Consider the following 13169-nt stretch of genomic DNA (forward strand, 5'->3'; position numbering starts at 1 on the left):
TGATTTTAATAACAGTTTTATAAAATCATGCATATAAATTTGCGTATGATTCTTTCTTTTCCATCTTCTCAAAACCGAAAAGAAAATGCAATTTTTCAAGTTATGAAATTACAAGTCAATTTAAAGAATATTTTTGTAGAGGCAACCTGCTTGCTTTACGTAATGCTGTTCGTTTACGCAGCAGTAAGCAAGTTACTTGATTTTGAAAATTTTCAAGTGCAGATTGGTCAGTCTCCTCTTTTAAGTGCTTTTGCTTCTTGGGTGCCATGGACAGTTCCTCTAGCTGAACTACTGATTTCAGCATTGTTGATTTTCAGTTCAACCAGATTATGGGGCTTAGTATTAGCTTTCAGCCTCATGTTTATGTTTACAGTATATATTTTTATTATACTTCATTACAGTTCTTATGTTCCATGTTCGTGCGGGGGTATTCTGGAAAAAATGAGCTGGAATGCTCACTTGTTCTTTAATCTGTTCTTCGTTATCTTAGCTTTTATCGCTGTAATATTACGGAGCGGTATAGAAAATAAAACTAAAAATAAAAAACAGTTTATCCCGTCTGTAAAAACAATGATTTTCTCCTGCTTTTTAGGAACAATTGCTGTTATTGTTTTGTTTGTATGGTCTGAAGAGCTTATGCATTACAGCAATCCCTTCCAACGAAGATATCCTAAGAATACTGCGGAACTGATAAAGCAGCTAGATTTAGAGTATAACTCGTTTTACATTGCCGGTTTTACCAACGGCAGATTATATTTGGGGAACTACAGCAATCCGCAGATCCTTGTTTCCTTTGACAGCAGTCTGAAAAATAAAAGGATTGAAAAAATTGACTTTGACCCCAAAAGTATTCCTTTCCAAAACGTAACATTAAGCGTGAGGGGAAATTACTTTTATTTAAAAGACGGAAGGGTTCCGGCCTTTTTCAGAGGCAGTGTGAAAGATTGGAAAATTACCAAAAAATTAAACGGCATGCCTAATTTTACGCAGGCAGAACCAGCTGACAGCACTACAATACTATTTCGTAACAATAGTGGCGAAAATCTATCAAATGTACTTGGTGTTTTCCATTCTGAAAATAAAAACAAGGTGAGATATAACCGCTTTCTCTTAGAGAAACAGATTGATGGTATTTTTGATACAGACGGTCTATTAATGTACAGTGAAGAGAGTGAGAAAATGATTTATCTATATTATTACAGAAATGAGTTTATTATCTCAGGGAAAGATCTCAAAATTGATTATACGGGGCACACCATTGATACTACTTCAAAAGCAAAAATTAAAGTTACCGCTGTAAAGGACGGAAGGGGAAAAACCATGTCTGCTCCTCCATTAGTTGTTAATGCACATGGTTCAGTTTTTAAGAATCTACTGTTTGTCAATTCAAGAATAATGGGCAGATATGAGAATAAAAAAAGGTGGCAACATTCTTCCGTAATTGACCTATACGATTTTAATAGACACTCCTATCTTTTAAGCTTTCCAATATACAATATTGAAGGAGATAAACTAAAATCATTTATCGTTACCGATACGTATCTGTATGCACTTATAGGAAATGCTGTTGCAGTTTATGAGCTGAAAGAAACCATAAAAAAAGAATTAAAAAGCGAAGTGACAAAATCGAACTGAGCTTTTAAATTATACCGGCCGGTTTCAGGATAAAAAGATCGAACACCTGTAAAAAATAGTAGATCAATGTTTAATATAATTTTAGTTATTATGAAAACAACATTCAAAAATTTACTGCCGATTGCCGTCGTTGCACTGGCAGTATCCGGAGCCTTTGTTACTACCTCGATGCAGAGCACATCAAAACTAACTGCACCTAAAGTGGGCTATCCGCGAGATTTCATGGGAAACTGTATTCTTGATCAGCCTCAGAGCTGTAATACGAATCCAGTCCCTAACTTATGTTATGTAGGTGGCGGGACAAGCGGAACTCAAGCCTACGGGGCTGATCAAGACTGTCAGGAGATTTTGTATCGCAACCAATAATGTTTAAAATTAAAAATTAATTGTAAATGCCGTTCTATTGAACGGCATTTTTATATTCTATAAATTCATAATTATTCCATTGCTTTTTTTATCCACGGATATATTTTTTCATCCTTCAGATAATAGTTCATCCACTGTAGCACCTTTTCTGAAATATCCTTTTGGTTAATTGGATTTACTGGCACATGATTTTCCTTGGGATATAAAAGCAATACACTTTTTTTGCCAAGCCTTCTAAGAGCCAAGTAGTATTCAACACTTTGATGCCAGTCAACCTGATTATCTTCTTTTCCGGTCCACATTAGAAGGGGGGTATCCAACTGTCTTATCGATTCAAGCGGGGAGTTTCTGTCAAAATCTTTAGGATTTGTAAAAGGGGTCTTTCCGCTCAGTCTCCATTCTTCAGTTCCAAAACGCCACATATTAGGTTTTAAATTGTTCCATCCCACACTTAGATAATAGCTTTTCAGATCTGTTATGGCTCCACTGGCGACAGCAGCGGCAAACATGTTAGTGTGATTGATAATAAAGGAAGTTTCATAGCCTCCGAAAGAATGCCCGAGCAACGCGACCTTATTTGGATCCACTAGACCCAAATCGATAATTTTATGTGTCCCGGCAGTTACGCAGTCAAGAGATGAGGGGCCGACATTTTCATTTTCATGAATGATATCAGGCCGAAAAAAGAAATAACCCTGCGCGGTAAAAACAGCCGAATTGATTCCAGATGAGTTGTAACATGTAGGATTCTGGTAAATATGCAGATCCTGTGACTGCTCTTCATAAATGTTCACTATCATCGGATATCTTTTTTTAGGGTCATAATCTGCAGGATAATATAAAATACCTTTCAGAATCTTTTTATTAGAATTTTGAAATCGTATCAGCTCCGTTTTTCCCCAGTAGAATTTTGTATGCTGAGGATTGCTCTGAAAAATTGTTTTGCCTCCAGACAATTTCTGTCTGGAAATTATGCGCGGGGGCATATCAAATTTTTGTTCCGTGGCAAAATATGTGTGTTTTTTTGAACTGTAATTTAGATCGCTAAAGTAAGAATCCCTAAATACAATCGGCTGTTCGCCAGTCTCTTTATTCCATGTAAAAAAACCTGTTTTTCCATCATCTCCTTCTCCACGCAAGAGAAGTGTTTCTTCCAAATCAATGTTTGGAATAACAACTCCATTATATTTAAACGCCAATGGATTTATATTTGGAATTTTTGCAATGCGGAATCTTATTTTTGATTCGCGTCCATGCGTAAGTCTTCGTGCTGATTTACCGTCAGGTGTAATTGCCCAGATATCAAATGCATCATAGAGCAGAATTTCTTTATCCTGCTTTCCCCATGCCGGATTGCCAAAAGTGATATCAGGTTCAAGAGTACGGACTTTTCCTTCAAAGGAAACTCCAGTTTTTGATGTGATATTCGTATGTGATTTTGTTTTGATATCATAAATCCACCAATTCTTTTCTCTATAATAAGCAATGTATCTGCCAAGAGGCGATGGAACTAAATCCCAGTAAATTGATGACTGTCCTTTAAGTAGCAACTCTTTACTCCCCGTTTTAACATCCATAATATAGATATTACTTGGGCCTTGATATTCAAATTGAGGCTCATTATCCTGCGGATTAAATAAAACGGCATGTTCATAATCTCCCGTCAGAAAGACTTTGGGAAGTCTTTCATCAGTTATGGCAGTGATGCTTCGAAGATAAGGCTGCCACAGCATTAGTTTTGGACGCTCATTAAATTTTCCATGAATTTGTTCATCAGGAAATATCCATTTGTCATTCGTATTCCATATCTCCACTTTGGATTCCTGATCATTCTTAATCGAAGTTTTCGGCGTTACATTGAAATACACCATTTTTCCGTTTTCAGAGACAGTTAGTGCATTCCCATATATGTCACTTAAGAGCGTATTATTTGGAATCGTGTCGGCCAGATTAGGATTAAGTTCAAAAAGTTTTTGCGGATTTAAAGCAAGAAAAAATAATGATTGAATTGTAGAAGATACATTTTTTGAATAAAATGCAGCAGATTTAGAGTTTTTAGCCCATGTAAAATTGTCAAATGAATCGGTGCTCTCTGCTATTTTTTTAGAGGCGTTGGTTTTACCAAGATTCAGCATATGCAGATAATTAATTCCATTAGAAAATGTCGTATACAGTAGAACACGCGAGTCTGGGCTTAATGAATATTTCTTGACCTGCTTTATTTCCATCAGTGTTTTTCCAAGCGGAATTTTAATAAGCATTTCACCTTGCTCCTGTTTCTTAATAATCAGCACATTATTGCTTTCTGAATAGCTGTAATTCTCAGAGGAGCGAAAACCCTCTCTCCTATTCTTCTCAGGATCAAAAACATGTATGGAGTCCCCTGAGTGGTAAATAAAATGGTTGTCTCGGGTAAAAAGCGTCCGGCTGGCAGATGGAAATGCAAATATTTTATCATTGGCAATACCTTTGACAAACATAGTGTCTGCACCGTTTTGATAAGTCATTCTAAAGCTTATCCAGTTTTCATCCGGTGCTATCCTATCAGATTCTAAAGTGCCCCACAGAGCGTAATCAGAGAAAGAAAGCTGCTTTTTTAGTACTGCCTGCCCCCTCATGGGACAGGCCGCTACTAAAAACAAAATTAAAAACAAAACTAAAGCAGGTATCTTCGAAAGTAGTTTCTTTTCTTTATTGAGTTTAAGCATACTTTACAATTTAATAACCGGGATTTTGAGGTCTTAGTTTAGGATTGGCACTCATCTCATTCTGTGGAATAGGAAAAAGCTGGTCATTGGCATCCCATCCAGGTTTCACTAACGACAGAACAGCATCGAGTCTTTTGAACCGCTGTAGGTCAAAAAAGCGATGGCCTGATTCTGTGAAGAGTTCCCATCTTCTTTCCTGAAGAACTGCGCTTAAGATTTCATCCTGTGATTGGGCAGTTGTACCGCCAAGTCCTGCACGTGTTCTGATTTTATTAAGATCTTCTTTAGCACCTATCAGGTCTCCTGTTCTGGCTCTTGCTTCTGCCCGTATGAGATACTGTTCGGCTGTTCTTAGAACAATCGAATACTCTTTAGAAACCGCAGTAGAGTTCCGCTCCTTGTATTTATAGGCATGAAACCAAGACTGTCCGCTGTTCTGCACTTTTTTTATCCAGTTTATTTTTCTAAGATCCTGGTCAGAAAACGAATCTACCAGCTGAGAACTTAAAGCAGTAAATGCAGGGGGGCCCTGCTCAAATATAAACAAGGTTCCTTCAGGCGTATTCTGGCCGGCTGCAGTTGACTGAAGCTGCCAGATTGTTTCTCTTGAATTCAATAAAAAAACATCGTTAAGGACAGCAAGCGAATACACTGTAGTGTTATTAATTATCGATGATGCTTCATTCGCTGCCTGTTCATAAGATTGGTTTTCCAAATATATTCGAGCCAGCAGTGCTCTGCCGCAGTATTTGTTGGGACGGATCCTTTGAATACTGCTGTAGTTCTCAGGGAGGATCAACACAGCTTTTTCCAGATCTGCAATTATGTTTTTATACACTTCTTCGACACTCATCCGGCTGGCAGTACTATTCTGCCTATAATCTGTACTTCTTATGTAAGGAATACCGCCAAAGAGCTTAACCAGATAAAAATGCGACAGTGCCCGAATAAACAATGCTTCCCCCAAAAGCCTCTCTTTATTCTCTTCTGAAATATTTTTACTGGCTTGAAGTCCTTCAATTACTGCATTGGCGGCATAAATCTGGTTATATGAAGTGTTCCAATATTGTAAAACATTTCCAGATGAAGCTAAAAGAGTATTGTTGTAGAAAGGAATGCTGGGGTTTGACGGCCCACCGTATGCAGTAAGTTCGTCTGCGTAGTTTCCCAACTGATTTGATATTCCCGTATAAGATCCGTTCAGCGGTCCATTATCTCTAATCTTTACATATATGTCAGCCACAGCCGCATCAGCAGTGGAATAACTGTCAAAAACTGCATCATTTGTTAACTGCGATTTTGGAAGATCAACTTCTACAAATGAGTCGCATCCTGTGAGCATTAAAACAATGCTGTATATGCTTATGGTTTTAAATAGTTTCATAATCTAAGGTTTAAAAAGTTAGTTGCACGGCAGCCGAAATTATTTTTAAAGGAGGAAGATAACCGTAGGTTACAAACTCTGGATCTCCATCCTTATACTTTGTAAAAGTCAGAAGGTTCTGTGCCTGCAGCATAATTGTACAGTTTGTTTCCTTGAGTATTAAAGGAAGCTTGTAGGATACTGAAATATTTTTTAGTCGCACAAACGATGCATCAGTCAGGGTCGCATCGCTGTCATAATAATAGAACTGGCTCATGACAGCTGCGCTGTTCTGTCCCGTAGTAAATATTTGGTATTGGGACACATCTCCCGGATTCTGCCAGCTGCTTGTAAGTCTCTGCTGTTTATTGGACATATTTCCCGCGGCTCCCATTGGGTAAATCTGATTCTGCTGTTTCACAAATTGAAATAGAAAGTCAAGCTTCCAGTTTTTATACTCAAATTGGTTTTGAAGGCCTCCAAAATATTTTGGATTAAGATCCGCGGCATACTGCCTGTCCTCGGGGTAAGTTATATTTCCATCATTATTTAAATCTTCATATTCATATAAACCAGTCTGCTGATTTACGCCTTTTAATTTATACATGAGATAAATGTTTAATGGACTTCCTATTCTATATCTCTGGCTGTATGAAGAGCTTTCAAGGCCTGGAAAACGCAGCAGTTTATTTCTGGCCGAAGTGAAATTAAAACTGGTAGACCATTTAAAGTTTTCCGTATTGAAATTGACTGTATTGAAAGTTAGTTCAACTCCCTCATTTTCAACCGTTGCGGCAAGATTAGCCTGCAGTGTTGGAAATCCTGTGGTACCAGGCAGCGGAACACCTACCAGCTGATTGGATGAGCGGTTTTGATAAAAGGCTGCTGACATTGTAATGCGGTCTTTCAAGAACCCAAGTTCTAGAGCGGCTTCAAGCTTTTTATTTATCTCCCATCCAAAATCAGGATTAAAAAGTCTGGAAGGCTGAAGACCTATAACGCCATTGTAGCTAATTCCGGAACTTGAAAATGTATTCAAAAACTGGTAGTCGCCTATCTGGTCATTTCCTGTAGTTCCATAACTGCCCCTAAGTTTGCCAAAACTCAGCCATGAACTATTCTTAAGGAAATTTTCATTAGAAAAAAGCCACGCGCCTCCGGCAGCGCCAAAAACTGCAAACTGGTTTCCAGGTCCAAATCGGCTTGAGCCGTCACGTCTGGCAGTCAGGTTTATGATGTAGCGCTGATTCCAATTGTAATTTATCCTGCCAAAAAATGCCTGATATTTATACTTACTTTCATCATTGCCCAGTATGCTGATAGTATTTGCTGCGGCGAGATTATAGATAAGACTGTTTGAACTGAATCCCCTGGCATACTGGTACAGAGTGGTGCTTACCTGCTGCTGGAATGTGGCGCCTGCCAGCACGTCCAGATTTCCATTTAAAATGTTTTTTTTCCAATTAATCTGCGGTTCGACTATCCAAGATGACCTGTCAGTATTATTGGAATAAATGGAAGAACGGCTGCTGGTGACGTTATAAATGGGATTATACAACGTTGAAGGGTTGGTTTTGGTTTCCAGTGTAGAGAGATCAGAAAATCCGAAACTGCTTTTAAGGATAAGACTGCTGGAAATTTCGTAAGAAAGCAGTGTGCTGGCAATTAAATCTTTTGTCTTTGAATTGAACAGTGAATTATTGTTGCGAAGGGGATTCTCCCAAGTTGCATTCTCCCAGTTAAGAGAGCCATCTGAATTGTATAATGCCGGTGCATTTGGAGAAAGAAATCTGGCAAGACTTGAATAATCAGTAGACGGGAGATTGTTATCCTGTATGTTATAGCCTGCAGAAAATATCATCTTAAACTTATTATCTTCCGAGCGGTGGTTAATATTCAGCTGTCCCCCGCCACGCAAATATTTAAAATCACCTGGGAATACGGTAGTCTGGCTGTGGTAGTTTCCATTAAGCATAAACTGCGTATTACTGCTTCCTCCTGATATAGTGCCCTGCATATCGTTCAACTGTGCTGTTCCTCCTAATAGTTCACTTTGCCAATCGGTATACCGGTTTTGGTCCCAAGTTCCATTTACATCATAATCGGCAGCTCCATACGGGATTCCGTCGTTAGCAAATGCCTGTCTCCGCATGTCGAGATACTGCTGAGTATTCATTAGTTTCAGAAAACGTGTTACAGTTCCAGCTCCGGTTGAACTGGTAAGACTGAATTTTGTCTTGCCTGCTTTCCCTCTTTTAGTTGTGATGAGAACAACTCCGTTTGCTCCCCGTGATCCATAGATGGAGGTGGCATCTGCATCTTTCAAAACCTCTATGCTCTCTATCGTATCAGGGTTTATGCTGTTAAGAGGGCTTGTTGAGGACTGAAAAGCTGTTGAAGTGACCGTTGAGCCTATCGGTTCTGAAGAGTATGGAACTCCGTCAATAATATATAAAGGGGCATTGGCATTGGCACGAAGGCTGTTCTGTCCTCTAATTTTAATATCAAAACCTCCGCCTGGAACGCCTGTAGTCTGCGTCACACTTACTCCTGCCATTCTACCCTGCATGGTGGCCAGAACGTTGGCCACTGGCTGCGTTTCAATATCTTTTGACGTAATCCGCGCAATACTTCCTGTGCGCTCACTTTCTTTTACAGAATAATAACCCGCATTTACCTTTACTTCCTGCAATGTAGTGGTATCATATTGCAGTGCAATATCGATTCTGCTTCTGCCCTGCACTGGGATAAAAGCCTTTTTGAACCCGATGTAAGAAACTACAAGGGTATCACCCGAATCTGCAGTTATCGCATACTGCCCGCTGTAATCTGAAATGGCAGCTGCTCCTGCCCTGCCTTTAACCGCGATGGAGACTCCGGGCAGCGGGGAGTTTCCATCGGTAATGGTTCCTTGGATTTTTATTTCTTGAATAGAAAACTTAGAATATCTGCCCCGAGGTCCGGCAAATGAAGATGAAAATGACAACAGAATGCATGAAAAAATTATGCAATAAAGTGCCTTCCCATCCTTGTAAAATGAAGAATAATTCATAATATTGGGATTGGTTAGTTAAATATGGATTTGATTAGCTAAGGTCCTCTGCTCTAGTTTGGTCGCTGCAGTAGAGGGCCATTTTTTTATGCATTAAGTAAACGGCTTAATTGTCATAAGGAGTATGAATTTTTTATTTCACATAGATAAGTGTTTAAAATATTCGACTTTATAATACGAAAAATAAAAATATACGGAAATATCGCTAAGAAAAAATAGAGAGTTTTGAGCATAAAAAAGCGTGGTACTCATCTTAAACGTCTCTGGTACTTGGCATGACCTCCACGAATAAGTGAGCCCACGCCAATAGACGTGAGCATCTTACTTATCATCTCGTGGTTTAAACTGCCAAGTTTTGAGCCGAGATTCTAAGCGAATGCTTCAATATTTTTTATATGAAGAATCGCAAAAATACAATCCTAATGGATTTAAAGCAAATATAAGAAAATTATTCTACCGTTTGCTATCGCAAACGATTTTTTTCTACAAATGAATTTATTTTGTTAATATAAACACACAAATTGGCTACAAATAAATCTACATCTTTAGCACTTTCAGGTATGCTTTCTAAAAAGCATATATGTAACTTTATTGCTAAAAAATGGATAATTGGCAAAAAAGATGAGCAAGGAAAAGAGCTTAGCTATACAGCATATGGTAACCAATGTGATCTTGCAACAAGTACTATTTCAAAAATTGCCAGTGATGGAGGGTACAATATTCCTATAAATACACTAATAAAAATTTTACGGAAGGAAGAGATGACATTATCTCAATTCTTTATAGAATGTGAAAAAGAGTATTTCTAACAATAAAAAAAGATGTCGCTTGGCATCTTTTTTTATTTATTTTTATCTTGTAAAGTAATATAAAAACATGAAAGTAATTAACTCAGAATTTACTGTAATTACGATTGGAATCTTTTTTGTTTTTTTAGGGCTTATTATTAGGTACAAAATTAATAAACGTAGATTTAATCGAAAAGGTCCAGGTGGTTTACAGCATTTTAAAAAATATGAACAAGCCTGGTTGGTTTCACTAATTGAAAGGATATTAATGGTGCTATCTTTTGTTTTAATTGTTATTGGCGTAATATTTTCTTTAGCATTTATCATTTTTTAAAACTTCTTGTCTCTAATTATTAGTCATAATACATTTAGAAATACCTTCAATGGTGTTTTTTTACATAACAAGTGTTTATACTGTAGGCTTTTCATTATGAAAGAATTATTTTTCAACCTTTTATTATTTAGATTACGGAAAACCGTAAAATAAAAACTGTTTTGTATGTTTAATTTAGAAACTTAAACATGGCATAAAGACATCCAAAATAATACTAACGTAAGCACTTTTATCGCTTAATAATTTAAGTTAGCCATAAGCATAAAACAATACAAATATTAAGACAATTAAAACACTGAAACAAATGAGAAAATTATTCTTTGTAACAATTTTTAGTTTGACGACAATTTTTGCTTTTGCTCAAATTACATCTGACAAACCAACTCAAAATATTTCTACAGATAGTGATGTTGGGTATAGGCTATTCGCAACAAAAAATATGTATACATTTATTAAAATAAACACAAAAAATGGACAAATGTGGCAAGTTCAATGGTCTGCAAAAGGTAATGAGTTCGAAACTCCGCTGTCCTTAATAACCAGAGTTACAAAAGAAGATGAGAAGAATGGAAGATTTTTTCTTTATCCGACAACAAACATATATAATTTTATTTTGCTTGACCAAATCGATGGACGTATATGGCAAGTTCAATGGTCAGCTGAGCCCAAAGACAGAATTGTTCTACCAATAAATTAAATTTTATTATATTGTCATTAGATTTTCAAACCAGAAAAGAGTTCTTAAAAATTATATTAAATAAAATCCAGAACCACCAACAGCTACTATAACGGATTTGGTCATTTGACTTAATGGAAAGTTGATTTTCTAATCTGAATATTTTGCAAATTCGAAGAATGGACTTAATTTAGTCAAAAACCTGTTATTTTTACGGAAAATCAGCGGGAAGCTACCAAAATTGCAGATAAAAATCATTAAATATATGTTTATATTCGATAACAAAAACATTCCTTCTCAATTATTATTACCATCAAATTCAGATGAGGATATAAACATCTTAATAGGTGAAAATGGTAGCGGCAAAAGCACTTTATTAAATGATATTTCAAAATTCCATTTAGGTCAAAATTATAATGTGATAGCAATTGCAAATACAATTTATGACAAATTCAATTCACGGAATCCTAATTTCAAAATACTTAGATCTTCTATAGGTAAAACATTAGCAAGAAACACAATTGTCAATGCTTTTAAAATTTTGGCAAATGATGATTTGAAAAGACTACGAAACATTGCAAATACATTAGAATATATTGGTTTTGATCCTATAATAAGTTTTAAATTAAAAGGTGTTAATGCAGATTTTCGTGACAAAGTAATAGATTCGGAATTGCCTGCTGAAGAAAAAGAAATCTTGCTATATTTTTTAAATAGATATGTAGATAGAGAATTTTACGAAGAAAACATTTTAAGTATAAATTTCAATAATGAAAAATTTGAAGACATCAAAAATTCTTATCTACTTACAATGTTCTTATATGAGAAACAGTTAAAATCTTTAAAGTTAATTAGTGGAATAAACATATATCTACATAAAAACAGACAGCATATTCCCTTAAATAAAGCAAGTTCAGGAGAATTAACCTTAGTTACATCACTCATTTATTTGACTTCTGTCATAACTGAAAATTCTGTTATATTAATTGATGAACCTGAAAACAGTTTGCATCCGAAATGGCAAATAGAATATATAACAAGAATTAACGACCTATTTTATTTCTATCAACCAAAAATTATTGTTGCAACACATTCTCCATTAATTATAAATGGTGCAGAAATGAATTCAAAAAATTTAAAAATATTTAAAGGGGCAAATGGAAATTTTGTTCTTGAACCAAATGAAAAAATTAATGTTGAAGAAATTTATCAAGAATATTTCGATGTTACAACACCTGAAAATCGTTATTTATCAGAAAATATAATAGACAAAATGAATTTGTTGGCTTCTAAAAATATTGGGTTAGATGAATTTTCAAAAGAAATAAATAACATTCAAGATAATTCATATGATGAGAAGCAAAAAAAATTGCTCGAAGAAGTTTTAGAAATGGGAAAAAAAATAATCAATGATTTAGAATAGATGCCTATAAATTTTGATAATCAAGATCATATAAATATTAGAGCCGTCATTGCGGCAGGTGGAAACGTTTGGGCAAATCCACTTCTTAATGATGTTAAAAGAAAAATAAAGGATTACTACATTGAAAATGAATTGCCAAAATGTTGTTACTGTAGCAGATTATTTGTTGGCGAATTCCGTATGGTAATCGACATAGAGCATATTTTACCACAAAGTAAATATTCAAGCCTTAGATTTGAAGAACTAAATTTAAATGTTGCTTGCAAAAGATGTAATATGGAAATTAAAAAAGGTAGGTTAGATTTTATTGTTGATGAAACCAGAATGGGAATAAATTATTTTCAATCCCAACATTATAAAATAATTCATCCAAATATTGACAAATATGATGATCATTTAAAAATAATTACAGGGAGAAATGGGAATATAATTTTAAATAAATACGTTATTTTAACCAAGAATAAAGGTCAGTTTACATATGATTATTTTGAATTGAAAGAATTTGAAATAAATAATTTAAACGAAGCTCAAGGAATTAGAAAACTATCGACATTATCTCGTGAAATTCCAGATTCTTTAAGAAATCAAATAATAAAAATTCTCTCAAAAATAAAATAAAAGCCTTACATTAACATACGCTTCTAGAAATTTGTAAATTTAATAGCATTACCCTTTTTATAATATTTTAGTGTAGCCTAAAATACTTCTATCAACTTTTAAATGTCTAAAAGCACCAGAACTTTGGCAGAAATACTAAAAAAGATGAAAAATTAAACACAAAATCTCTCTTTTGAGATATAAAACCTTGATTCTAAAAGTTACTA

General features: G+C 35.4%; 10 protein-coding genes. 7 read left to right on the forward strand and 3 right to left on the reverse strand.

Annotated elements, in window-relative coordinates; translation table 11 throughout:
* The first annotated feature begins 27 nt into the window (after positions 1 to 27).
* Together J7574_RS14090 and J7574_RS14095 are read left to right on the forward strand one after the other, a co-directional pair.
* Positions 28 to 1635, forward strand: coding sequence for a DoxX family protein (locus tag J7574_RS14090; RefSeq protein ID WP_290969601.1), 1608 nt, complete (start codon positions 28 to 30; stop codon positions 1633 to 1635).
* A 90-nt stretch (positions 1636 to 1725) separates the two neighbouring features.
* A complete protein-coding gene (locus J7574_RS14095; protein WP_290969603.1) occupies positions 1726 to 2001 on the forward strand; it encodes a DUF6520 family protein in 276 nt (91 codons plus the stop codon).
* A gap of 71 nt (positions 2002 to 2072) precedes the next feature.
* Here the strand turns inward: J7574_RS14095 and J7574_RS14100 are convergent, their stop codons facing one another.
* From J7574_RS14100 to J7574_RS14110, 3 genes are read right to left on the reverse strand one after another with little or no spacing between them, the layout of a single operon-like run.
* Positions 2073 to 4709: a prolyl oligopeptidase family serine peptidase gene (locus J7574_RS14100; RefSeq protein WP_290969605.1), complete on the reverse strand. Its 2637-nt coding sequence runs from the start codon at positions 4707 to 4709 to the stop codon at positions 2073 to 2075.
* 10 nt (positions 4710 to 4719) lie between these two features.
* A complete protein-coding gene (locus tag J7574_RS14105; protein ID WP_290969607.1) occupies positions 4720 to 6093 on the reverse strand; it encodes a RagB/SusD family nutrient uptake outer membrane protein in 1374 nt (457 codons plus the stop codon).
* Positions 6094 to 6103: 10 nt separating this feature from the next.
* Positions 6104 to 9124: a SusC/RagA family TonB-linked outer membrane protein gene (locus tag J7574_RS14110; RefSeq protein WP_290969609.1), complete on the reverse strand. Its 3021-nt coding sequence runs from the start codon at positions 9122 to 9124 to the stop codon at positions 6104 to 6106.
* Between the two features lie 521 nt (positions 9125 to 9645).
* Between J7574_RS14110 and J7574_RS14115 the strand changes: the two genes are divergently transcribed.
* From J7574_RS14115 to J7574_RS14135, 5 genes are all read left to right on the forward strand, one after another.
* Positions 9646 to 9933 carry a hypothetical protein gene (locus J7574_RS14115; protein ID WP_290969611.1) on the forward strand — a complete coding sequence of 96 codons (288 nt, stop codon included), beginning with the start codon at positions 9646 to 9648 and terminating at the stop codon, positions 9931 to 9933.
* A 67-nt stretch (positions 9934 to 10000) separates the two neighbouring features.
* Positions 10001 to 10246 (forward strand): hypothetical protein, encoded by a 246-nt coding sequence (locus J7574_RS14120; protein WP_290969613.1) that lies wholly within the window; start codon positions 10001 to 10003, stop codon positions 10244 to 10246.
* 304 nt (positions 10247 to 10550) lie between these two features.
* Positions 10551 to 10943: a hypothetical protein gene (locus J7574_RS14125; RefSeq protein WP_290969615.1), complete on the forward strand. Its 393-nt coding sequence runs from the start codon at positions 10551 to 10553 to the stop codon at positions 10941 to 10943.
* A 244-nt stretch (positions 10944 to 11187) separates the two neighbouring features.
* The gene (locus J7574_RS14130) at positions 11188 to 12345 is read left to right on the forward strand and encodes an AAA family ATPase (RefSeq protein WP_290969618.1); all 1158 of its coding nucleotides are present in this window, start codon (positions 11188 to 11190) and stop codon (positions 12343 to 12345) included.
* On the forward strand, positions 12346 to 12963 hold the full coding sequence (locus J7574_RS14135) for an HNH endonuclease (RefSeq protein ID WP_290969621.1): 618 nt from the start codon (positions 12346 to 12348) through the stop codon (positions 12961 to 12963).
* The last annotated feature ends 206 nt before the right edge of the window (positions 12964 to 13169 follow it).

Source organism: Flavobacterium sp., from assembly GCF_017744675.1.
Lineage (GTDB): Bacteria > Bacteroidota > Bacteroidia > Flavobacteriales > Flavobacteriaceae > Flavobacterium.